This window comes from Methylophilus sp. E2MeOHC9, assembly GCF_058744375.1.
In genome coordinates this window covers 2,124,188-2,146,503 of record NZ_CP196024.1, presented here as the reverse complement: position 1 = coordinate 2,146,503, position 22,316 = coordinate 2,124,188, and the positions used below count along the sequence as shown (strand labels likewise).

The window sequence follows — 22,316 nt, the reverse complement described above, 5'->3', positions numbered from 1 at the left end:
ATGATTCAACGTCGAAACACCCGCCAGGTCATGATAGGCCACGTCGCAGTTGGCGGCGGACTCTATGGCACGACTACTTCACCAGTGGTCGTGCAAAGTATGACCAACACCGACACCGCAGATGCCGAGGCAACCATACGCCAGGTATATGAATTATGGCAGGCCGGTTCTGAAGTGGTACGTATCACGGTGAACTCCGCCGAAGCGGCCGCGCAAGTTGCGACTATCCGCAAAGGCCTTGATGCACTAGGTTGTAGCGTGCCTTTGGTGGGTGATTTTCACTTTAATGGCCATAAATTACTGCAAGCTTATCCAGATTGCGCAGAGGCACTGGCCAAATACCGTATCAATCCCGGCAATGTGGGCAAAGGCAGCAAGCGCGACGAGCAATTTGGCGCCATGATTGAAGCCGCCATCCACTACAAAAAAGCAGTGCGTATCGGGGTGAACTGGGGTAGCCTGGACCAGGCAAAAATGGCGCAGATGATGGATGACAACGGCAAGCTGGCAGAGCCCTTATCTTCCGATGCATTGATGCGCGAAGCCCTGATTCAATCCGCGCTGGAAAGTGCACAGCAAGCCATAGACCTGGGCCTGAGCCCCGACCAGATCATTATTTCCTGCAAAGTCAGCAATGTCCAAGACCTGATCCAAGTCTACAGTGATCTCGGCCAACGCTGCGATTATCCATTACATCTGGGGCTGACCGAAGCTGGCATGGGTTCCAAAGGCATCGTCGCCTCCACGGCTGCGCTGGCGATTTTATTGCAGTCTGGCATAGGCGACACCATACGCGTCTCACTGACGCCAGAACCCAACGAATCCCGCACCAAAGAAGTCATCGTCGCGCAGGAAATCCTGCAGACCATGGGCATACGCTCATTTACACCGTTAGTCACCGCCTGCCCAGGTTGTGGCCGCACAACCAGCACTTATTTCCAGGAGTTGGCGATGCAGATCCAGAGCTGGTTACGTCATCAGATGCCGATCTGGCGCGGCCAATATCCTGGCGTTGAGACACTGAATGTCGCCGTTATGGGCTGTGTGGTCAATGGCCCCGGCGAATCCAAACTGGCCAATATCGGCATCAGTTTGCCAGGTACCGGCGAAACCCCGGTCGCACCGGTGTTTGTCGATGGTGAAAAAACCGTGACACTGAAAGGTGATCATATCGCGCAAGATTTCCAGCTGATTGTGGATGAATATGTACGCACCCATTATGCCGAAGGAGGAAAATTGCGCATCCTCAAACCCAGCGTAATTCCTATCGTCGCCATTCCACAATAATTCAAGCAAACGGCTGTTAGCAATGACCCAAAAATTCCAATCCATCAAAGGTTTCTACGACATTTTGCCGGAAGCCACCCCGCTCTGGTTGAAGCTGGAAGACACTGCGCGCAAGATCCTGAGCCAGTATGGCTACAATCATATCCGTATGCCTATTGTGGAACCCACCGAATTATTTGTGCGTAGCGTGGGCGAACACACAGACATCGTCGAAAAAGAAATGTACGCCTGGGAAGACGCCCTCAATGGCGACAAACTCACATTACGCCCTGAAGGCACGGCTGGCTGCGTGCGTGCGGTGGTTGAGCACAACCTGACTTATAACGGCCCGCAACGCCTGTGGTATATGGGGCCCATGTTTCGCCACGAGAACGTGCAGAAAGGCCGTCAGCGCCAGTTTCACCAGGTCGGCGTAGAAGCGTTTGGTTTTGATGGCCCGGATGTAGACGCTGAACAAATCGTGCTACTGGCACGTTTGTGGCAAGCCCTGGGCATTCAGGACGTAGAATTACAGATTAACAGCATTGGTGATGCTGATGAACGTGCGCAATACCGCGAAACGTTGATTGGCTATTTTGAGCAACATGCTGACTTGCTGGATGAGGATGCCAAACGCCGTTTGCACAACAATCCATTGCGCATCCTGGATAGCAAAAACCCGCGCATGCAAGCCATGTGCGAGGCCGCGCCCAAGCTGATGGATTGCCTGGGTGAAGTTTCTAAACAACACTTTGCACAGCTGTGTGCCCTGCTCACGCAATCTGGCATTGCCTATACGATTAATCACCGCCTGGTACGCGGCCTGGATTACTACAACCGCACCGTATTTGAATGGGTCACCACCAAACTGGGTGCCCAGGGCACCATCGCGGGTGGCGGCCGCTATGACACACTGGTTGAGCGTCTTGGCGGCAACCCTACCCCGGCCTGCGGCTTTGGCATTGGCCTGGAACGTGTATTCCTGTTGATGCAGGAATACGGCATCAACGCACAAAACCAGCCGGATATCTACCTGGTGAACGTAGGCGAACTGGCAGAACAAAAAGCCTTTACCGTGGCGGAAACCCTGCGTAATATGGGGTTAAGCGTGGTTCTGCATGCAGGTGGCGGCAGCTTTAAATCGCAAATGAAGAAGGCTGACCGTAGCGGTGCCCGCTACGCGGCTATTTTTGGTGATGATGAGGCCGCAGCCGATGAAATCAGCCTGAAACCTATGCTGGGCCAGGGCGAACAAGCCCGCGTGCCATTGGCGCAAGTACTCAGCATTGTGCAAGCAGGATAATTCCACAGGAGGCTAGAAGTTGCATAAAACGCTTTTTTTCACAACTTCGGTAGCCTTGAAATGGCTGGCATCTCCACGGATTGTCACCGGAATACACACGATCAAATGAGTGAAATTTTACGCATAGACCAGTTAAGCATTTTTCCGGCGCACGCGCCTGAACGCAAACTGGTGCGTAACGTATCACTGTCATTGTCACGCGGTAAAACGACCTGCATCGTCGGAGAATCCGGCAGTGGTAAAAGCCTGACCGCACTGAGCGTGATGAAATTACTCTCGTCACAACTGCACATGCAAGGCCAGGTTCTGTTTCAAGGCCAGGACATCGCACCACTGGATGAAAAAGCCATGCAGCGCCTGCGCGGCCGTCAAATAGGCATGATTTTCCAGGAACCGATGACCTCGCTGAATCCGGTACTGACCGTCGGTTTTCAGATCGGCGAGCCACTGCAAACACATCTGGGCCTTAAAGGGGCTGCGCTAAAACAGAAAGTGGCTGCATTATTAGAGCAGGTCGGCATTGATCCCAACCGCGCCAACAGCTATCCGGACGAACTCTCAGGTGGCCAACGCCAGCGTGTGATGATCGCCATGAGTATTGCCTGTGAACCGGTGCTGCTGATTGCTGACGAACCCACTACAGCCCTGGATGTGACCGTGCAAGCACAGGTTTTACGCTTGCTGAAAGAACTGAAAGACCGCATGCAGATGGCCATGCTGTTTATCACGCATGATTTTGGCGTGGTTGCAGATATCGCCGATGAAGTAGTGGTCATGTTCCGGGGCGAGATCGTCGAAGTAGGCAGCGTCAGCCAGGTGCTGACCCAGCCACAGCATCCTTACACCAAAGCGCTGTTAGCTTGCGTGCCGGATGCCGAAGGCCAAAAAATACTGCAGCCTATGACCTATGACTGGTTAACACCGGCCTGATGGAGCGCACATGTCTGACCTGATCCTGCAAGCCCATCACCTGACAAAAACCTATCTCCAGCGCACCGGCGCGCTAGGCTTGGGCAACCACACTATCCGTGCACTGGATGATGTCAGCCTGCAACTCAAACGTGGCACGACTTTAGCGATCGTCGGCGAATCCGGCAGTGGAAAATCGACCCTGGCGCGCGGCATTTTACGTTTATTACCGCTGGATAGCGGTGAAGTTGAATTTGATGGCGTCAATTTCCTGGCATTGGATAAGTCTGCTTTGCGCAGTGCGCGTCGCGATATCCAGATGATTTTCCAGGACCCATTTGCTTCGCTGAACCCGAGAATGCGTGTTGGCGACATCATTGGCGAAGGACTGGTCATACACCGCATCGGCAATGCCAGCCAGCAAAAAGACCGCGTCAGCCAGATGCTGAAAAAAGTCGGCTTGCACGCAGAAGATGCGCAAAAATACCCGCACCAGTTTTCCGGTGGCCAGCGTCAGCGTATAGGCATCGCACGCGCCCTGATTTTAGAACCGAAACTGGTGGTGTGTGATGAGCCGGTATCGGCGCTGGATGTGTCTGTGCAAGCGCAAATTCTATTGCTATTAAAGCAGTTGCAGCAGGAAATGGGGCTCAGCTACCTGTTTATCACTCACGATTTAAGGGTGGTCAGACATATTGCCGACGAAGTACTTGTGATGCAAAAAGGCAAAGTAATTGAGCAAGGAAGCGTAGAAAACATTTATAATGCACCCCAGCAAAATTATACACAACAATTACTTAGCGCAATTCCCGGGCATGGCTTGCGCGCAGCAATCGCATAACCACTCATACAAAAAATAAGCAGGAAAATATCATGGCGTACGATTTGGAAGAACAGGAACAGCTGGACGAATTCAGAGTCTGGTGGAACAAAAACGGCAAGATGGCAATCCGCCTTGTACTGGCCGCTATCGTTGCCTATGCCGCATGGCAAGGTTACCAATCGTGGATGGACAGCAAAGCGACAGCTGCTTCTACTGCTTATCAAACGCTGGTCAGCAATTCATTGCAAGATGTAGATACTAAAAAGGCCGAGCAAATTAGCAAAGATGCCGAAGCCATCCAAAAAGATTTCAGCATGACGCCTTATGCTGGCAGGTCTGCCCTGTTTGCCGCGCGTGCACTGCATCAGGCAAAACAAGGCGAAGCGGCAGAGAAACAGCTGCATTGGGCAGTAGCCGAAGCCAAAGAGCCAGCGATCAAGCAAATGGCAGCCATTGAGATTGCCGGCCTGCAAATCGAGCGCAACGCATTAGATGATGCCAAGAAAACACTGGAAGCGATTAATGACAGCGGGTTTGATGGCCTGAAAAACAGCATGCTGGGTGATATCTATATCGCGAAAAAACAGGAAAAAGAAGCAAAACAAGCTTATATTCAGGCGCTTAAAGGCCTGGACCCAGAAGGAAAACTGTTTTACCTGACCCAGCAAAAACTGGATGCATTGGGTTAACAACATGCAACGCTTGCCGAGCTCACCTATTTTGCGCATGAAAAAAACTTATTTGCTGAACAGCCTGACACTGGCTGCCATTTTGTTACTTGGCAGCAGCCTCTCCGCCTGCACCGCGTTTAACGATGTCAAAACCAACCTGAGCGAAAGCATTTTTGGCGCTGAACCGGCTAACCCGCCAGTCGAACTTGAAGATATCAAAAGCTCTTACGAGACGCGTATCGCATGGTCTGCCGATGTAGGTGAACCGGGCCGCTTTACATATGCGCCCGTGTTGGCTGACAACCTGATTTATGCGGTCAATGCTGAAGGTACTGTCACGCAGTTATCCGCTGATAACGGCAAAACCTTATGGCAGACCGAACTGAATGAGCCTATCAGCAGCAGTGTGGGTTTAGGTGGCGGACTGGTATTGGCAGGCACCAGTAAAGGTCATTTATATGCACTGAATGTGAATGGCAAAAAATTATGGAGCGCCATCCTTAGCAGCGAAATTCAAGGGCAGCCGCGTTATTTTGACGGCACGGTGATCGTACGTACCAGCGACCATCACATTTACGGTATTGATGCCGCTGATGGCCGCCGTAAATGGGTGTATGAGCGCGCCACCCCTTCTCTCTCTCTCAAAAATCAGGCCGGCATTGTCGTGGATGGCGGTGCCGTTTATGCAGGCTTTCCAGGTGGTAAACTGGTGGCCATTCGCGCAGACAACGGCAAGTTGCTGTGGGAAGCCACCGTCGCCCAGCCTAAAGGTGTGACCGAGATCGAGCGGATCGCAGACATCACCAGCCTGCCGTTTGTCGATGGCGCCTTCGTCTACGTAGTCGCCTATCAAGGCAAAGTCGCAGGCGTTGACCGCCAGCGTGGCCAGGTTGCCTGGAGTCGTGACATTTCCAGCTATGTAGGCCTGACCGTTGATAACAGCAAAATTTACTTAAGTCACACCATAGGTTCTGTCTACTCGCTGGACAATACCAATGGCAAAACCTTCTGGCGCCAGGGTAACCTGGGCTACCGTAACCTGACTGTGCCATTAGCACTGAGCAGTGTCGTCGCCGTTGGTGATCTCGAAGGATATATACACCTCCTCAGTCAGGATGATGGCAGCTTCGTAGGCCGCATTCAGCTTGGCTCCAAACCAATCATGTCACTGGTTGCAGGGACTAATAACCAGTTTCTAGCTCAATCACGTGATGGGCACATTTATGCCGTCACATACAAGTAATGTTACCTACCATTGTTCTAGTTGGCCGACCAAACGTCGGCAAATCCACCTTATTTAACCGCCTGACAAGGTCGCGGGATGCGCTGGTTGCAGACCTGCCGGGCCTGACACGCGATCGCCACTATGGTCGCGGCATGGGCGCCAGCCAGCCGTATCTGGTGATTGATACCGGCGGCTTTGAGCCGACCGCTGATAGCGGCATTTTAAAAGAAATGGCCAAGCAGACCCTGCTTGCCATTGATGAAGCCGATGTCATCATTTTCCTGGTCGATGCACGTGCCGGCCTCACCCCTCAGGAATTTACCATTGCGCAGACTTTGCGTGTAGCACAACGCCCTGTGCTGCTGGCCGTCAATAAAACCGAAGGCATGCGCAAAGCCGTGGTCAGCGCAGATTTTCACGAACTTGGTATTGGTGAACCTCTATCGATTTCGTCAGCGCATGGCGAAGGCGTACGTGACCTGATCGAGATCGCGCTTGAAACCATTGCCGATAAGATCGAAGAAGAGTCTGCACCAATCAACCCGGATACGCCTAGAATCGCCATCGTCGGCCGCCCTAACGTCGGCAAATCCACCCTGGTCAATGCCCTGCTGGGTGAAGACCGCGTGATTGCATTCGACGAGCCAGGCACCACGCGCGATTCAATTGAAATTGAACTCGAAAAAGACGGCAAAAATTACATCATTATTGATACTGCTGGCGTACGCAAACGCGGCAAAGTGTTTGAAGCAGTAGAGAAATTCTCCGTCGTGAAAACCATGCAGGCGATTGAAGATGCCAACGTCGCCATCCTGGTGGTCGATGCCAAGGAAGGCATTACCGAGCAGGATGCGCACGTCGCGGCCTACATCCTGGACTCAGGCCGTGCGCTGGTAGTTGCCATCAATAAATGGGATGGCCTGCAAGATGACGAGCGTGAATGGATCAAACGCGAAATCGACCGTAAACTGCAATTCCTGGACTTTGCCAAATTCCACTATATTTCTGCCTTGCGTAAAAAAGGCCTGAATGAGTTACTGGGTTCAGTCGATGTCGCGTTCAAGGCAGCCATGGCCAAACTGGCAACGCCGCAGCTGACTCGCGTACTCGGTGAAGCGACCACACAGCACCAGCCGCCAATCACGCGTGGCATACGCCCGAAATTGCGCTACGCTCACCAGGGCGGCAGCAACCCGCCTATCGTGGTGGTACACGGCAACCATATCGATGGCATCAAAGATAGCTATACACGCTACCTCGAAGGCATTTTCCGCAAAGCCTTCCAACTGGTGGGTACGCCCTTACGTGTGCAATATCACAAGGGGGATAACCCGTTTGATAAAGAAGACGAGCGTAAACCAGGTGAAGGCCTGGTCACCATGCGTCGACGTAAGAACGAGTTGCGCGCTAAATTGAAACAACGTAACGAAAAGAATAAAACTAAAAAATAATGTTTTATTCAATCAAGTTTTTACCTGGGCGTGCCCAGGTAAAAACTTGATTGAATCGTTGCAATGTAATGGCCTGATTTCAAACGCTTTATTTCAAACCTGCACTTGATACGTCTGCCAGTGCGTGTGCTCTGCAATGCTGTCATAACACGCTCTTGCCTGCTCATTATCCTCTGCAGTCATCCAACGCACCACTGACCACTGGCTGGCCTGCCCAATAGCAACAACGGCTTTGATCAATTGCCTGGCAATTCCCCGCCCCCTGACTTCAGGCACCACAAATAGATCATCTATATAGCCACCCACACTCGCGGCCAATGGGCGCACAAATGTGCGGTAATGCAAAAACCCCAGTACATGCCCCTCTTCACTCACCGCTACCAGTGCGTAAACCAAGGGCGCGGATTGATGTATCCACTGCCAGACCTGATCGCGCATGCTTTGCGTTTGCGCAACGGCGTAGAATGCTGCGTACGCGGCATATAAGGCATTCCAGCCAGCATAATCCTTTGCCTCAATGACGCGTATTGTGACTTGGCGATTTTGTGTCATACCATGACACTCCACTGGATAAACATGATTGTCCCATCAATAAAGCAGCGCACTAAAATCAGTGCAATAAAAAAGGGACCTAAAGTCCCTTTTCCGAAAAGTTAAGAATATGAGCGTGATTATCGCAACATAGGCAACAGGTTCTTAGCGTTCAGACCAAGCTCCTGGCCCATACTCGCACCCAGTTTTTTGGCAAAACGGTCAACCACGGTTTCCTGATATGTGAAATCCACAATCTCGGACTGTTTGATGACTTCGCGCGCAACATAATCCGCATTGCCTTCTGCATCGGCCAGGCCAAGTTTGATGCTTTCTTCCCCATTCCAGAACAAACCGCTGAAGGTTTCCTGTGTCTCTTTCAGGCGGTTACCACGGCCTTCGCGTACAACCTTGATAAACTGCTGGTGAATCTGGTCCAGCATGTTTTGCGCAAACGCTTTTTGTTTTGGATTCTCAGGCGAGAACGGATCCAGCATGCCTTTGTTATCACCGGCGGTCATCAAGCGACGCTCCACGCCGACTTTCTTCATTAACTCGGTGAAACCGTAACCATCCATCAGCACACCGATAGAGCCGACGATACTGGCTTTATCTACATAAATCTTGTCCGCGGCTACTGCAATGTAATAACCACCCGAAGCACAAATATCTTCTACCACGGCATAAACAGGCACATCCGGATGCAGTTTGCGCTGGCGGTGTATCTCATCGTTGATGATACCGGCTTGTACCGGACTGCCGCCCGGGCTGTTGATACGCAAGATAATGCCTTTGGTGCCTTTGTGGTCGTAAGCGTCTTTCAGGCTGCTGATGACGGCATCGGCATTCACCTGGCCGCCAGCTTCAATCACGCCATTAAGATCGATCAACGCTGTATGTGCCAATGATGAGCTTTTGTTTGCCCCTACCCAGCCCAGCAGCATCAGCAACAGGAAAAACAGGTAGATAAAAGTTAAGGATTTGAACAATACAGACCAGCGTCTTGAAACTTTCTGCTCCTGCAAGCCGGCTAATGCTATTTTTTCCAAGCTGCTAATCGCCGAGTCCTGCGAAGGCTGGCTATTTTTTAATTCTGGCGACTGCTGGTTTTCTGCTTGCATAACTCAACTTTCATTAATAATTTTAGTCACTTTAACAATTCTAATCAGTTTGCCACTGTTTAGTCATCCTGATCTAAAAATAAAAGCAGTCAGAACTGATCCAGATGTACTGTCACAATCCCGTTTTGTTCACTGACAGGAATCGGCGATAGCGATTTACCCTGGCATGGGCCGACGATGCAACGCCCACTCTGTGGAGAATACATGGCGCCATGGGTCGCGCAAATCAACCATTCTTGCGTCATATTGAAAAATTTCCCGTGTTCCCAGTCCAGTTCCACCGGTACATGGGCACAACGGTTAACATAAGCATAGGCTTTACCCTGGTAACGCACGACAAATCCAGAGGCATGCGGGCCTAATGCTGGCATGGCAAAACGCAAACCATCGCCTTTTTCCAGCAGATCTGCGCTATTAAATGTCAACACAGCTTCACTCATGTCGAGGCCAGCAACCAGGCACTCAATGTTGCCACGTCATCAAACATATGATCCGGTGAATACTGCTGTAAATGTGCAGCAGTTTGTGAGCCGTAAGTGACTGCCGCTGTGATCACACCGGCATTCTTGCCCATTTGCATATCATATTGAGAGTCACCTATCATCAAGGTGCGCTCAGGCATGACCACCAGTTCATCCATCAATTCATCCAGCATTTGCGGATGTGGTTTTGAAAAGCATTCATCGACCGTTTTAGTCGCACTGAAATATTTAGCCAGGCCGGAAAGCTGTAAGGCATTATTTAATCCACGGCGGCCTTTACCTGTTGCCACCGCCTGTTTACAGCCTTTCCTGGCAATGCTGGCAATCGTTTCAGTGATGCCGGAAAACAGCAGGATCGTTTCTTCTGCCGCATAATAATTGCGGTTGTAATGTATGATCAGCGCTTGTGCCTGTTCATTGGGAATACTCCCATAAAGCACTTCAATCGATTCACGCAGACCTAATCCGATAATGCTGCGCGCCCGCGCTTCACTGAGTACAGGCAAGCCAGCTTCATCGGCGGCTTTGATCAGTGCCTGTGTGATCATGCCTGTGGAATCAGCAATCGTGCCGTCCCAATCCCAAACAACCAAATCAAACTGCTTCACGGGGTCGCCTTCTATCATTTATTTCAATTCACTTATTATTTAGTATTAAGTTGACGCTGGTGTTGCAAAAAAGTGTCCAACTCTGCCGGCAATGGGGCAACCAGGTGCAAAGGTTCACCGGTTAACGGATGCGCAATCCGTGTTTCACTGGAGTGCAGATACATGCGTTTTAACCGTTGCTTGCTCAATTGCTTATTGAGCGTGAAGTCGCCATATTTATCATCGCCCAGGATAGGAAACCCCAGATACGATAGCTGCACACGCAATTGATGCGTACGCCCGGTGACCAGTTTGGCTTGTAGCAAGCTGTATTGCCCGAGCGGTTCCTGCAAATAAAACCAGGTTTCAGATACTTGCGTCTCGACTTCAAACCGGCCTTTGGAAGCCTGCTGTTGCGCAATCACGCCAGCGGATTTGAGTGATTTCCGGCCTCCAGGCTGATTATTGAGCAAAGGCTGATCGACCACATGTACACGGCGCTCGCCACTTTCAGTCACATATTTCTGCAAATCAAGAATGACTTTCTTTTTCGCTTCCAGCCACTGCCCCTGCACCATCATGACATACCGTTTATCCATTTTGTGCTGACGCATCGCTTCATGCAGGGCGGTTAGTGCAGAACGTTTTTTGGCGATCATCAGCACGCCTGAGGTTTCTCTATCCAGGCGGTGGACCAGTTCTAAGAATTTGGCTTGCGGTCGCTCCAGACGCAGTTGTTCGATCACACCCAGGCTGATGCCGCTGCCGCCATGCACTGCCATGCCCGCAGGTTTGTTGAGGGCCAGCATGGCATCATCTTCATAAATCACCATCTCGGCGAGTTTGGGCCTGACTGCTGGCAGTCCAGGTTTAGGGGCCGCTTCTGCCATGCGGATGGGTGGCACCCTGACTTCGTCCCCCAGTTGCAAGCGGTATTCGGCAGTGACACGCTTTTTATTCACCCGCACCTCGCCACTGCGCAGAATGCGATAGACGTGGCTCTTGGGCACGCCTTTAAGCACTTTGGCCAGGTAATTATCCACCCGCTGGGTTTCAGAGGCCTCATCCACCCGTAGCAGCGTGACTCTGTCACTGGCTGGCTTATCCTGGTGCATAGGCTTATCCACGCTGTCGGGCGAGGCCTGTATTGGTGATTGTGGTGAATTCGGGGTCATATGCAGGTCTTGCTTTGCTTTATCAGGACTTATAGATATACTGTCGGCATTCTGGGTCTGCGTTTTTTCCGGTATCGTCAACAGTTTTTCACATTGCTGACATCGAAATAACCTTAGCGACAACGGCCATTTTACTTGGCCCCGTGTGTCACTTCAGAATCAAAAAATTTTGGTGAATACCGCTCGCCATCAAGTAGCGATAATTAATAGAAATACGAAACGCGAAAGCTCAAGCAGAATAATTAACGATATGAGCCCGGCGTTTGCCAAACCCGAATTTTAACGAATTTAGACTCTGCATAGGGTTTTATTTTAGTAGATAAATAGCGTTGGATCACACAGGTGGATAACAATGACACACCTGCCAGGCCTTTCATCAAGCTAGACTCTGTCAGATATATTGAGTATCAATATGATTGCCCTTGTGGTTCATTGACATACTTAAAGATTGTGCATATTGATGCCTGCACTGCTTCATTAGCTTTGCAATTGCCATTGCACTGGCCTCAAGTTAAATCTGGCCTCACGTTAAATTCTGGCGGTTGATTCACAACCCTGGCTCGCCCTGTACTCATTTTTATTCTGCAGCTTCGCCAAGGAGCACTGCATGAAAAGAATGTTGTTTAACGCAACGCAATCAGAAGAATTACGCGTTGCCATTGTCGATGGACAAAAACTGATAGACCTGGATATTGAACACGCTGGCAAAGAACAGCGTAAAAGCAATATCTACAAAGGGGTCATCACCCGTATCGAACCCTCACTTGAAGCCGCATTTGTCGACTATGGTACTGACAGACACGGCTTTTTGCCTTTCAAGGAAATCTCCCGCAGCTACTTTCAGGACAAACCTGAAGGTCGCGCCCGCATCCAGGATGTGATCAAAGAAGGCCAGGAAGTCATTGTCCAGGTGGACAAAGATGAGCGCGGCAGCAAAGGTGCAGCCTTAACCACTTTTATCTCGCTGGCTGGTCGTTACCTGGTGCTGATGCCTAACAACCCACGCGGAGGTGGTGTTTCACGCCGCATTGAAGGTGAAGACCGCAATGAGTTGCGTGACACCATGGCGCAACTGGAAGTGCCTAATGGCATGAGCATCATTGCGCGTACCGCCGGCATTGGCCGTACCGCTGAAGAACTGCAATGGGACCTGAACTACCTGACCCAACTGTGGCAAGCGATTGAAGATGCTTCCAATTTCCAGCCTGGCGCTTACCTGATCTATCAAGAAAGCAGCCTGGTCATCCGTGCCATCCGTGATTACTTCAGTGCCGATATCGGCGAGATCCTGATCGATACCGCTGATGTGCATGAGCAAGCATTACAGTTCATGAATCACGTCATGCCGGGCAATGTGACCCGCGTTAAACTGTACCAGGATGAGATCCCCCTGTTCTCGCGCTTCCAGATCGAGCATCAGATCGAGTCTGCGTTCTCGCGTGAAGTACGCCTGCCTTCCGGTGGCGCGATTGTGATTGACCACACCGAAGCATTGGTGTCTATCGACGTCAACTCAGGCCGCTCCATCAAAGGTGCGGATATTGAGCAAACAGCATTTAATACCAACTTGGAAGCTGCTGAAGAAGTCGCACGCCAGATGCGCCTGCGTGACCTGGGCGGTTTAGTCGTGATTGACTTTATCGACATGGAAAACCAGCGCAACCAGCGTGAAGTGGAAAATGCGCTGCGCGATGCATTGCATCACGACCGTGCCCGTGTGCAAATGGGCAAGATTTCACGTTTTGGCCTGCTGGAGCTGTCACGTCAGCGCCTGCGCCCTAGCCTGGGTGAAACCAACCATATGACCTGCCCACGCTGTAACGGCACTGGCCATATCCGCGGTATTGAATCCACTGCATTGCATATTCTGCGTATCACGCAAGAAGAAGCGATGAAAGACAACAGCGCGATCATTCAGGTGCAATTACCTGTTGAAGCGGCGACTTTCCTGCTGAATGAAAAACGTGCCGATATTCATAAAATTGAAGAGCGCACTGGCGTAGAAGTCATCCTCATCCCTAACATCCATATGGAAACGCCAAATTACAACATCGTGCGTATCCGCAATGATGATGTGAATGAAGAAACCACACAAGCCAGCTACAAAATGGTCGACCTGCCGACTGAGTCAGATTACCAGCACCGCTTAGAGCAAGCGGCTGCACCAGGCAAGGTTGAAGCATTGGTGAAAGGCATTACCCCGGCGACTTCTGCACCGATCGTGGAAGAAAAACCAGTGGTTGTTGCAGTAGACCCTAAAAAATCTTTCTTCGGCGTGATCAAATCCTGGTTAGGATTAGAAGAAAAAGAGGTTGCTGAAGAAGCCACCAAGCCAGCGCGTGACACCAAAGAGCATGGCCGTGACCGCAACAAGAACCGTAACCGCCGTGATCGCGACCGTCAGCGCGAGCGCCCACAGCAAGAACGTGGCGAGCGCCCGGCTAGAGAACAAGATGCTGCTAACAAGCCTAGACAAGATAGACCACAACAGGAAAAACCTGCTGGTAAAGATAGGCAAGACAGACAGGACAGGCAAGATAGGCAGCCACGTCAGCCAGCCCAAGAAGTGGCTAAAACGGACACTAACCAGGCCGCACTAACCGCACAGCCAGGCGAGATCAAGGAACGCGGCGAGCGTGGCAACCGCCGCAACCGTCATGGCCGTCGTGACCGCCGCCCTCGTGATGAATCAGGTAGCAATGAGAACACTGAAGGCTTGAACAACAATGCCCAGGTGATTGAATCGCAACCATCAGCACAGGCACCGGTCAATGCTGAAGCGGTTAGTCAAGCAACTGCGCCAGTGGCTGAAACAAAAACTAGCGCACCGGTTGACACGCAAACTGTAGCGAAAGCCAACAGCGTAGAACCTGCTGACACAGCAGCGCCAAACAAGGCAGCACCAGAAGCGAAAGCAACTGAAAAAACGACAGCTGACGACAGCAATGCAGAAAAACCTGCACGCAATCGTTCACGCGGTGGAAAAACCGGCAACAAAGCACGCGGTAAAGCAGCAGAAGAAGGTTCTGCCACGGCATCGCCAGCGATTGAACTGGTAGAAACTGCAGCCGCTAAAGCAGCCAGCAAAGAAGAAGCTTCTACTGAAAAGCCAGAAGCGGCGACTAAGAAACCGGCAGCACGCAAACGCAAACCGGCAGCGGCAAAAACCACTGGCAATAGCACTGCGGCAGATCCAGGCATACAATTGGTTGAAACCAAGGCTGGTGACACTAAACCTGCAGAAACGCCAGCAGCAGATGCACCGAGTAAAGCCAAAAAGCCACGCTCAGCTGCCAAGTGGAAAAAAGATGAAGCAGCGGCTGGTGAAGCCAATGCAATGGTGATGGTTGAAACGCAAAAGAAATAACTAGCGTCAGCCCATGACCGCTGGTTTCACGGTAGCATCGAAACCAGTAACAATAAAAGAGAGCCAGCGATGGCTCTCTTTTTTTATACGGCCATTAGCACAACGTACTACTTACTGCCAGCGCAGCACGCACCAATAGCCAATAATGGTCAGCACAATAGATACGATGACATGGCTGCTGATGTAAATCATGGCCCAGCCGTAATGTTGCTTTTGCAAGAGTGCGAAGGCTTCTGCCGAAAAAGTGGAGAAAGTGGTTAACCCACCTAGAAAGCCCGTTGTCATCAGTAATCGCCATTCCGGGGATAAGTTCGGCACGCTTTGCAAGATGCCTAATGCCACACCCATGAGCAAACCACCCACCGCATTGGCCAGGAAAGTCCCCAGCGGAATCACGCCTATGCCGTTCAAACCAATCGATAAGCCCCACCTGATCCAGGCGCCTACACTTGCACCGACCGCCACTGCTAGCCAAGATTTCATTTTAATGTCCTTCTAAAAGCGTTTCAGGCAATGTATCATAACTTGCTAGTGCCACTGCCCTTCCACCACATTCTGTTGATTTAAAGAGATTCCCTTGCGTTTATTATTTGCTACTTCAGAAATTTTCCCCATCATCAAAACAGGAGGTTTGGCAGATGTCAGTGGTGCACTCCCCACTGCATTATTTGCCACCGGGCTCGACATTCAAATTGTGCTGCCTGCTTACCGCGGCATACTGGCTACCTGTGAATCACCGCGTTTACTTGGGGAACTGCAGGTGTTCGACGATACCCTCTGCGATATTTACCAGACCACGCTGCCCGGCACACAGATTCCACTGTTGTTGATAGATTACCCAGCGTTGTACGACCGCGAGGGGGGACCTTATCATCACCCGCAGTACGGCGAGTGGCAGGATAATGCCCTACGTTTTGGCGTGCTCTCCAAGGTGGCAGCCATGCTGGCGATGCCTAATGATTTACAGACCTGGCAGCCGGATGTGATCCACTGTAATGACTGGCAAACCGGCCTGACGCCCTATTACCTGCGCCAGATGGGCAGTAAAACAAAATCTGTGTTCAGCATTCATAATTTAGCATTCCAGGGTAATTTTCATGCAGATTGGCGTCATCGCCTGACCCTCGATGAACAGGATTTTAAATCAGAAGGCTATGAGTTCTTTGGCCATGTCTCGTTTATGAAAGCAGGACTTTACTACGCCGATGCCCTCTCTACAGTCAGCCCGACCTACGCAAAGGAAATCCAGACCGAGCAGTTTGGCTTTGGCTTCCAAGGTTTGTTACAACACCGCTCAGCCGACTTGGCCGGTATTCTGAATGGCATAGATACGCATGTGTGGGATCCGGCGACCGATGCCTATTTACCCGTCCACTATAGTGTCAAGAAATTACGCTGTAAAAAAGAAGTCAAACACGCACTACAAACTGAACTGGGCCTGGAAGTGAATGCCGAGGCGCCATTGCTGGGGGTTGTCAGCCGCCTGACGCACCAGAAAGGCCTGGATATGCTGGCCACTATTGCCCATCAACTGCTGGAAAGCGGCTGTCAATTAGCGGTGCTCGGTAGTGGCGAGCCAGCGCTGGAACAGCAATACCAGACATTGATGCAACTATACCCCGGGCAGGTATCAGTCACCATAGGCTACAACGAGCCCCTCTCGCACCGCATCATGGCGGGCACCGATATTTTTGTCATGCCTTCACGTTTTGAGCCTTGCGGCCTGAACCAGATGTACGGCCTGCGTTATGGCACGATACCTGTGGTTGCCAACACGGGCGGGCTGGCAGACTCTGTACATGGTGGCGAGTTGACGGCTGAAGGGAAAGTGCCGGCAAAAATGACAGGATTTGTAATGCCCTACCATAATCCCTGGACACTTTTGGTCACCTTGCGCGAAGCGATTAAACTATTTGCCAATTCTGGTCAGTGGTTACAACTGCAAAAACAGGCCATGCGACAAGATGTGAGCTGGGAAACGCGCGCCAAACATTACCAAAAGCTATATGACAGGCTGGTTCCAGGCTGATAAGCTTTATAAAAGAAATGTGGAGGCAAAGTTGGCACAGAAGATGCTAATTACTAATCAAGCTTCTCCAAAGCTAACTTCTCCTCCCTCAAGGCGCCCAAGTAGGCGTCTTTTTTTTATCGTGTTTTTGCCGGTTATTCTGGCTTGGCTGGCAGTGTCATCACCAGGAAATGCTCACGGTAATATTTAAGCTCATCAATAGACTCATAAATATCTGCCAGTGCTTCATGACGGCTGGCCTTTTTAAAGCCTGAATAAATATCCGGGCGCCAGCGACGTGATAACTCTTTAAATACACTGACATCCAGGTTGCGGTAATGAAAGAACTGTTCCAGCCGCGGCATGTAGCGTGCCATAAAACGTCTGTCCTGACAGATAGAATTGCCACACATCGGTGATTTACTGGCCGGTACATGCTCTTTCAGAAAAGCCAGCATGGCATCCGTTGCCGCTTCCTCATCCAGAACCGATGCTTTCACTTTCTCAATCAAGCCACTGCGCCCGTGTGTGCCTTTATTCCAGGCATCCATACCATCAAGTACGGCGTCAGATTGGTGAACGACCAGTACCGGAGATTCTGCAATCACGTTCAATTGCGCGTCCGTGACCACCGCCGCCAGCTCAAGAATACGATCAGACTCTGGCAGCAAGCCACTCATTTCCATATCCAGCCAGATTAAATTGTCCTGATTAGTTGCCAATTGTGTGCCTCACGTCATGATTTCCATTAAAATGAAACATTATATTCAGTTCAGTGAACAAGGTGGGTATTAATCCATCAAAATAGCTAACCGAAATCACTTAGCCAATCATGATCGATATGCCTGAACTCTTTACTCAAATCTTTATTGCCGTCATTGCCATCAGCCTCGCTATCCGCGTCTGGCTTGGTTTACGGCATATTAGCCATATACAGCAAAATCGCCAGCAGGTGCCTCAGGCTTTTGAAGAGACGATCAGCCTGGAAGCGCATCAACGTGCAGCCGATTACACTACCGCCAAAGTTAAACTGCGTTTGAATGAAACGATTATCGAGTCGGTAGTATTGATTATCCTGACCCTAGGTGGCGTGTTACAGGGGCTTGATCAACTCTGGCAGCAGTGGCTACCTGCGCATGAGATCATCCGTGGTGCCCTGGTGATTTGTTCGGCCATGTTGATTTCTGGCGCAGCGACGCTGCCTTTTGATTACATTCAAACTTTCAATATCGATGAAAAATTTGGCTTTAACAAAATGTCACGCGCCATGTTTTTTGCTGACCTGGTCAAACATAGCGTTGTTGGCCTGCTGTTGGGTGGCCCTCTCCTGTTCGTCGCATTATGGCTGATGCAAGGGGCTGGTGACTGGTGGTGGCTGTACCTGTGGCTGATCTGGAGCGCATTTAACCTGTTTATGCTGGCTGTGTACCCGATCTGGATTGCGCCATTATTCAATAAATTCACGCCTATGGAAGACCAGGGCTTGAAAGCCCGCATTGAAGCATTGATGAAAAAATGCGGCTTTGCCAGCCAGGGCTTGTTTGTCATGGATGGTTCCACGCGTTCTGGTCACGGCAATGCCTACTTCACCGGGTTTGGTAAAAACAAGCGTGTGGTGTTTTTTGATACCCTGCTTGAAAAACTCAACGCCGATGAAATCGAAGCGGTGCTTGCCCATGAGCTGGGACACTTCAAGCACAAGCATGTGATTAAACGCATTATCATGATGTTCGGTTTAAGCCTGCTCGGTCTGGCACTATTAGGCTTCTTAATGAAACAGGACTGGTTCTACCATGGCCTGGGCGTGGCACAGGCAAGCAATCATATGGCTTTACTGCTGTTCATGCTCGTCAGCCCGGTGTTTATGTTTATCCTGCGTCCTTTGCTGGCGGCGTATTCACGCATTAACGAATTCGAAGCGGATCAATACGCTTCGCAGCAGTCGCGTCCGCAATACCTGATTGATGCACTGGTCAAACTTTACCGCGATAATGCGTCTACGCTCACGCCAGACCCATTACACTCGGCCTTTTACGACTCGCACCCCCCGGCCAGTTTGCGTATTGCCAAATTGCAAACTTACGCATGAAAGCACTAGCCATCACTGTTTTATTCACATTGCTAGCTGCGAATGTACAGGCGGCTAGCAAATCTGATCTGCAAGCAGGTGAAAAATTGGTGAAAACGCATTGCATCTCCTGCCATGCCAGCAGTTTTGGCGGAGATGGCAGCGGGATTTATACCAGGGAGTACCGAAAAGTGCGTTCATTCAATGGCCTCAAAGCGCAGGTCACCAACTGTAATACCATGCTCAACCTCAAGTGGTTTGATGACGATGAGCAACAGGTAGTACAGTATCTCAACCAGGCTTACTATCATTTCTAATATGCTGGAAGAAGGATTGATTGTCGCTGCCTTTGGCAAGCGCTATAACGTTGAGCTGGCCGATGGCCGCAAACTCAGTTGCGTCACCCGCGGCAAGAAAGTCGATAATGCCGCCGGTGACCGCGTCTCGGTCAAACTCACCTCCAACAAAGAAGGCGTGATCGAGAAAACGGCAGAGCGCGACACACTGCTTTATCGCAGCAATGCCTTTAAAAGCAAAATCCTGGCAGCCAATGTCACCCAAATACTGATCGTGCTGGCGACCCAGCCCAGTTTTTATGAAGACCTGTTAAACCGTTGCCTGGTCGCGGCGGAAGCCGCGGGTATACGCGCAGTCATTATTCTCAATAAAAGTGACTTGCCTAATCCGGATGCGGTGGCGAAGCTTGCCCAATACGCGCAGCTGGGCTACATCTCATTACCACTCAACGCTAAAGAGTCGGTAGACGCGCTGCGTCCCATCCTTGCGGGTCATACCAGTATATTGGTCGGCCAATCAGGGATGGGCAAGTCCACCATCATCAATGGCTTATTGCCTGAAGTACGTAGCAAGACACAGGAAATCAGCACCACCCTGGATAGCGGCAAACATACCACGACTGCCACACACCTCTATCACCTGGATAACGACAGTGCCATCATAGACTCCCCCGGCCTGCAAGAATTCGGGTTATACCACATTGATAGCATTGCGCTTGAATATGCGTTTGTCGAGTTCAGGCCGCATATCGGCCACTGCAAGTTCAATAACTGCACCCATACGCATGAACCTGGTTGCATGATCCTGGAAGCAGTTGCCAAAGGTGAGATCGCGCCGGCACGCCACCAGATCTTTCAGCAGATCCGTGCTGAAAACGCTGTGCATATCTACGGCTAGGCGTTAAGCCACTGCCTCCACAGACCCATCACTTCTATTGCCAGCTAAACTGGCGGCTCTGTATTAAGCCCTACCCTAGTTACAACTTCTAGTATCAACCCGCATAAAGCAAAACACCCTGCCGAAGCAGGGTGTTTTTAAGTCAACGTAATTCTAAAAGTACTTCGAGATGAATCTCAAATTACAGTGAGAATACATTCAGTGCACCGCCGCCAGGAGCAGCGTTGTACTTGGTCAACTCTTTGTAACCACCAGCAGCACCCAGTGCGTCGGTGTCACTTGTCATACCCAGGTTCATCGCCACGCCAGCCCAACCACCGATACCAGAGAAGATACCAACGTATTGTTTGCCTTTGTTGCCGTAGGTGAATGCGTTACCGATCGCACCTGAACCAACCTGGAATTTCCACAGCTCTTTACCAGATTTGGCATCAACAGCTTTGAACCAACGGTCCAGCGTGCCGTAGAACACCAAGTCAGTCGCAGTCGTCAACGCACCGCTCCATGCAGAGAATTTCTCTTTGTTGTACCAGACTTTTTTGTTGGTCATTGGGTCATAAGCAGCAAAGCCACCCATTACGCCGTCAGGACCAGCAAACATGGTCAATGTCGCACCAACCCATGGTTGACCAGCAACGTATTTAGACTCAACTGGCTCGTATGTCATACATACGTGGTTCAGTGGAGAATACATCAAACCGGTTTTTGGTGAGTAAGCAGCAGGTTGTTGGTCTTTAGTACCCAAAGCAGCCGGGCAGATACCCTTAGCATTGTAGTCCTGGTGAGTTGAGTAACGGCCATCTTTGCTTGGCACACCTGTTTTCAGGTCTACATCAGCAGCCCAGTTAACAAATGGGTGTACTTTTTCAGCAGCGATCAGAGAACCAGTGTTTGCGTTCCATGTGTATGCGAAACCGTTGCGGTCATGGTGCCATGCGTATGTTTTGCCACCTTTGTCGAACAGGATGACTTCGTTCACGCCATCGTAGTCCCACTCATCGTGTGGTGTCATTTGCATCGCCCATTTAGCCACGCCAGTGTCCAGATCACGCGCAGTCACGGTCATAGACCATTTATTGTCACCTGGACGTACGTCCGGGTTCCAGACTGATGGGTTACCAGCACCGTAGTAAACCAGGTTTGTTTTTGCATCATACGGCCACCAGCCCCATACGGAACCGCCGCCATGTTGCCAGCCATCTTTGATCGCTTGTGGTTTCAACCAGGTACGTGTACCCAATTCTTTTTCGCCACCTTTGATTTGTGAAGCTTCCAGGCGTTTGAAGGAACCGCCTTCTTTGTTACCACCGTTTACGTCTTGGTAAACTGACAATGCGTTATACAGTGGGTTGTCTTTGTTGGTGTTAGCGTCATGCAATGTTTCAGAGTCAGGGCCTGTTGAGTAGGCTTTCCATGCTGTAGAACCATCTTTGATGTTGTAAGCCTGGATAAAGCAGCGTACGCCGAATTCAGCACCTGAACAGCCGGTCAAGACTTTGTCTTTGATCACGTGTGGAGCGTTAGTGTTAGTCGCGCCAACTTTCGGGTCAGTGTTTTTTACTTCCCAGATTTTTTTGCCGTCTTTAGCATCTAAAGCAACCAGCATACCGTCGTTTTGTTGCAGGAAGATTTTACCGTCGCCAAAACCCAGGCCACGTGTCACGTTATCGCAACACAGCACAGCTTGAACGCTAGGGTCTTGTTTTGGGAAATAAGACCAAACGATTTTTTGGTTATCGTTCAAGTCCAGCGCATAAATGTTGTTTGGGAAAGCAGACACCAGGTACATCATATTGCCAACAACCACTGGAGAACCTTCGTGGCCACGGTTAACACCGGTAGCGAATGTCCAGGCAGCTTTCAGGTTTTTGATATTGCCTTTATTGATTTGTGCCAGGCTGCTGTAACCTTGGTTATTGTGTTGACCGCGTGGATGCGCCCAGTTATTTGGGTCTTTCATTGCGGCTTCCTGGTCAGCAGCGGCAAATGCCAGCACTGGCAAGGCAAGGGCTACGCTAGCAGCTACGCCAAAAGCAGTTTTGATTTTCATCATAGTTATATCTCCGGAGATAAATCACATGTAGCAATATTGTAAAAATATTGAATAAACGTAAAAACATTGTGCGACGCTTAGT

The 22,316-nt window shown here is 50.6% G+C and carries 20 protein-coding genes; 12 read left to right on the top strand and 8 right to left on the bottom strand.

The features are described 5' to 3' along the window. The 7 genes from ispG to der all read left to right on the top strand — a co-directional run bounded on the left by ispG (position 1) and on the right by der (position 7,648). Complete coding sequence (gene ispG / locus ACSSVF_RS10405) at positions 1-1,287, top strand: flavodoxin-dependent (E)-4-hydroxy-3-methylbut-2-enyl-diphosphate synthase (protein WP_492403377.1); 1,287 nt, start codon at positions 1-3, stop codon at positions 1,285-1,287. 22 nt (positions 1,288-1,309) lie between these two features. Further along, positions 1,310-2,569 (top strand): histidine--tRNA ligase, encoded by a 1,260-nt coding sequence (gene hisS / locus ACSSVF_RS10400; RefSeq protein WP_492403375.1) that lies wholly within the window; start codon positions 1,310-1,312, stop codon positions 2,567-2,569. A gap of 105 nt (positions 2,570-2,674) precedes the next feature. Beyond that, on the top strand, positions 2,675-3,499 hold the full coding sequence (locus ACSSVF_RS10395; protein ID WP_492403373.1) for an ATP-binding cassette domain-containing protein: 825 nt from the start codon (positions 2,675-2,677) through the stop codon (positions 3,497-3,499). 10 nt (positions 3,500-3,509) lie between these two features. Next, a complete protein-coding gene (locus ACSSVF_RS10390) occupies positions 3,510-4,319 on the top strand; it encodes an ATP-binding cassette domain-containing protein (RefSeq protein WP_492403371.1) in 810 nt (269 codons plus the stop codon). Between the two features lie 32 nt (positions 4,320-4,351). Further along, positions 4,352-4,990: a YfgM family protein gene (locus tag ACSSVF_RS10385; RefSeq protein WP_492403369.1), complete on the top strand. Its 639-nt coding sequence runs from the start codon at positions 4,352-4,354 to the stop codon at positions 4,988-4,990. 37 nt (positions 4,991-5,027) lie between these two features. Further along, positions 5,028-6,215: an outer membrane protein assembly factor BamB gene (gene bamB, locus ACSSVF_RS10380; RefSeq protein WP_492403367.1), complete on the top strand. Its 1,188-nt coding sequence runs from the start codon at positions 5,028-5,030 to the stop codon at positions 6,213-6,215. Beyond that, positions 6,215-7,648, top strand: coding sequence for a ribosome biogenesis GTPase Der (gene der, locus ACSSVF_RS10375; RefSeq protein WP_492403366.1), 1,434 nt, complete (start codon positions 6,215-6,217; stop codon positions 7,646-7,648). Before bamB ends, der begins: the two co-directional genes overlap by 1 nt. A gap of 93 nt (positions 7,649-7,741) precedes the next feature. Here der and ACSSVF_RS10370 read toward each other — a convergent pair whose 3' ends face one another. The 5 genes from ACSSVF_RS10370 to ACSSVF_RS10350 all read right to left on the bottom strand — a co-directional run bounded on the left by ACSSVF_RS10370 (position 7,742) and on the right by ACSSVF_RS10350 (position 11,484). Then, a complete protein-coding gene (locus ACSSVF_RS10370) occupies positions 7,742-8,200 on the bottom strand; it encodes a GNAT family N-acetyltransferase (protein WP_492403365.1) in 459 nt (152 codons plus the stop codon). A 119-nt stretch (positions 8,201-8,319) separates the two neighbouring features. Then, positions 8,320-9,300 carry a S49 family peptidase gene (locus ACSSVF_RS10365; protein ID WP_492403364.1) on the bottom strand — a complete coding sequence of 327 codons (981 nt, stop codon included), beginning with the start codon at positions 9,298-9,300 and terminating at the stop codon, positions 8,320-8,322. A gap of 89 nt (positions 9,301-9,389) precedes the next feature. Next, on the bottom strand, positions 9,390-9,740 hold the full coding sequence (locus tag ACSSVF_RS10360) for a Rieske (2Fe-2S) protein (RefSeq protein ID WP_492403362.1): 351 nt from the start codon (positions 9,738-9,740) through the stop codon (positions 9,390-9,392). Further along, complete coding sequence (locus tag ACSSVF_RS10355; protein ID WP_492403360.1) at positions 9,737-10,390, bottom strand: HAD family hydrolase; 654 nt, start codon at positions 10,388-10,390, stop codon at positions 9,737-9,739. The genes ACSSVF_RS10360 and ACSSVF_RS10355 overlap by 4 nt, the downstream gene beginning before the upstream one ends. 35 nt (positions 10,391-10,425) lie before the next feature. Next, complete coding sequence (locus tag ACSSVF_RS10350) at positions 10,426-11,484, bottom strand: pseudouridine synthase (protein WP_492406343.1); 1,059 nt, start codon at positions 11,482-11,484, stop codon at positions 10,426-10,428. Between the two features lie 667 nt (positions 11,485-12,151). Here ACSSVF_RS10350 and ACSSVF_RS10345 point away from each other — a divergent pair. Continuing rightward, on the top strand, positions 12,152-14,911 hold the full coding sequence (locus tag ACSSVF_RS10345; RefSeq protein WP_492403358.1) for an Rne/Rng family ribonuclease: 2,760 nt from the start codon (positions 12,152-12,154) through the stop codon (positions 14,909-14,911). Positions 14,912-15,022: 111 nt separating this feature from the next. Here ACSSVF_RS10345 and crcB read toward each other — a convergent pair whose 3' ends face one another. Continuing rightward, positions 15,023-15,394, bottom strand: a complete 372-nt coding sequence (crcB, locus tag ACSSVF_RS10340; protein ID WP_492403357.1) for a fluoride efflux transporter CrcB — start codon at positions 15,392-15,394, stop codon at positions 15,023-15,025. A 94-nt stretch (positions 15,395-15,488) separates the two neighbouring features. Here crcB and glgA point away from each other — a divergent pair, with 94 nt between their 5' ends. Further along, positions 15,489-16,940, top strand: coding sequence for a glycogen synthase GlgA (glgA, locus tag ACSSVF_RS10335; RefSeq protein ID WP_492403355.1), 1,452 nt, complete (start codon positions 15,489-15,491; stop codon positions 16,938-16,940). A gap of 134 nt (positions 16,941-17,074) precedes the next feature. On the opposite strand, the gene orn is transcribed toward glgA, so the two are convergent. Then, positions 17,075-17,605: an oligoribonuclease gene (orn, locus tag ACSSVF_RS10330; RefSeq protein ID WP_492406342.1), complete on the bottom strand. Its 531-nt coding sequence runs from the start codon at positions 17,603-17,605 to the stop codon at positions 17,075-17,077. A 155-nt stretch (positions 17,606-17,760) separates the two neighbouring features. Between orn and ACSSVF_RS10325 the strand changes: the two genes are divergently transcribed. The 3 genes from ACSSVF_RS10325 to rsgA are packed head-to-tail and all read left to right on the top strand — an operon-like array spanning position 17,761 to position 20,181. Beyond that, a complete protein-coding gene (locus ACSSVF_RS10325) occupies positions 17,761-19,008 on the top strand; it encodes a M48 family metallopeptidase (protein ID WP_492403354.1) in 1,248 nt (415 codons plus the stop codon). Beyond that, entirely contained in the window at positions 19,005-19,304 is a 300-nt protein-coding gene (locus ACSSVF_RS10320; RefSeq protein ID WP_492403352.1) for a cytochrome c, read from the top strand. Before ACSSVF_RS10325 ends, ACSSVF_RS10320 begins: the two co-directional genes overlap by 4 nt. A 1-nt stretch (position 19,305) precedes the next feature. Next, the gene (gene rsgA, locus ACSSVF_RS10315; protein ID WP_492403350.1) at positions 19,306-20,181 is read left to right on the top strand and encodes a ribosome small subunit-dependent GTPase A; all 876 of its coding nucleotides are present in this window, start codon (positions 19,306-19,308) and stop codon (positions 20,179-20,181) included. 181 nt (positions 20,182-20,362) lie between these two features. On the opposite strand, the gene ACSSVF_RS10310 is transcribed toward rsgA, so the two are convergent. Further along, the gene (locus tag ACSSVF_RS10310; protein WP_492403348.1) at positions 20,363-22,234 is read right to left on the bottom strand and encodes a PQQ-dependent dehydrogenase, methanol/ethanol family; all 1,872 of its coding nucleotides are present in this window, start codon (positions 22,232-22,234) and stop codon (positions 20,363-20,365) included. Positions 22,235-22,316 lie beyond the last annotated feature (82 nt).

Bases quoted from the DNA above. Each gene is read 5' to 3' on its own strand.
- rsgA (WP_492403350.1), top strand. From the start codon at position 19,306: ATGCTGGAAGAAGGATTGATTGTCGCTGCCTTTGGCAAGCGCTATAAC.
- ACSSVF_RS10360 (WP_492403362.1), bottom strand. From the start codon at position 9,740: ATGAGTGAAGCTGTGTTGACATTTAATAGCGCAGATCTGCTGGAAAAA.
- crcB (WP_492403357.1), bottom strand. From the start codon at position 15,394: ATGAAATCTTGGCTAGCAGTGGCGGTCGGTGCAAGTGTAGGCGCCTGG.
- ACSSVF_RS10365 (WP_492403364.1), bottom strand. From the start codon at position 9,300: ATGCAAGCAGAAAACCAGCAGTCGCCAGAATTAAAAAATAGCCAGCCT.
- ACSSVF_RS10390 (WP_492403371.1), top strand. From the start codon at position 3,510: ATGTCTGACCTGATCCTGCAAGCCCATCACCTGACAAAAACCTATCTC.
- orn (WP_492406342.1), bottom strand. From the start codon at position 17,605: ATGGAAATGAGTGGCTTGCTGCCAGAGTCTGATCGTATTCTTGAGCTG.
- ACSSVF_RS10350 (WP_492406343.1), bottom strand. From the start codon at position 11,484: ATGCACCAGGATAAGCCAGCCAGTGACAGAGTCACGCTGCTACGGGTG.
- ACSSVF_RS10385 (WP_492403369.1), top strand. From the start codon at position 4,352: ATGGCGTACGATTTGGAAGAACAGGAACAGCTGGACGAATTCAGAGTC.
- ACSSVF_RS10310 (WP_492403348.1), bottom strand. From the start codon at position 22,234: ATGATGAAAATCAAAACTGCTTTTGGCGTAGCTGCTAGCGTAGCCCTT.
- der (WP_492403366.1), top strand. From the start codon at position 6,215: ATGTTACCTACCATTGTTCTAGTTGGCCGACCAAACGTCGGCAAATCC.
- ACSSVF_RS10320 (WP_492403352.1), top strand. From the start codon at position 19,005: ATGAAAGCACTAGCCATCACTGTTTTATTCACATTGCTAGCTGCGAAT.
- hisS (WP_492403375.1), top strand. From the start codon at position 1,310: ATGACCCAAAAATTCCAATCCATCAAAGGTTTCTACGACATTTTGCCG.
- bamB (WP_492403367.1), top strand. From the start codon at position 5,028: ATGAAAAAAACTTATTTGCTGAACAGCCTGACACTGGCTGCCATTTTG.
- ACSSVF_RS10395 (WP_492403373.1), top strand. From the start codon at position 2,675: ATGAGTGAAATTTTACGCATAGACCAGTTAAGCATTTTTCCGGCGCAC.
- ACSSVF_RS10345 (WP_492403358.1), top strand. From the start codon at position 12,152: ATGAAAAGAATGTTGTTTAACGCAACGCAATCAGAAGAATTACGCGTT.
- ACSSVF_RS10370 (WP_492403365.1), bottom strand. From the start codon at position 8,200: ATGACACAAAATCGCCAAGTCACAATACGCGTCATTGAGGCAAAGGAT.
- ispG (WP_492403377.1), top strand. From the start codon at position 1: ATGATTCAACGTCGAAACACCCGCCAGGTCATGATAGGCCACGTCGCA.
- ACSSVF_RS10325 (WP_492403354.1), top strand. From the start codon at position 17,761: ATGCCTGAACTCTTTACTCAAATCTTTATTGCCGTCATTGCCATCAGC.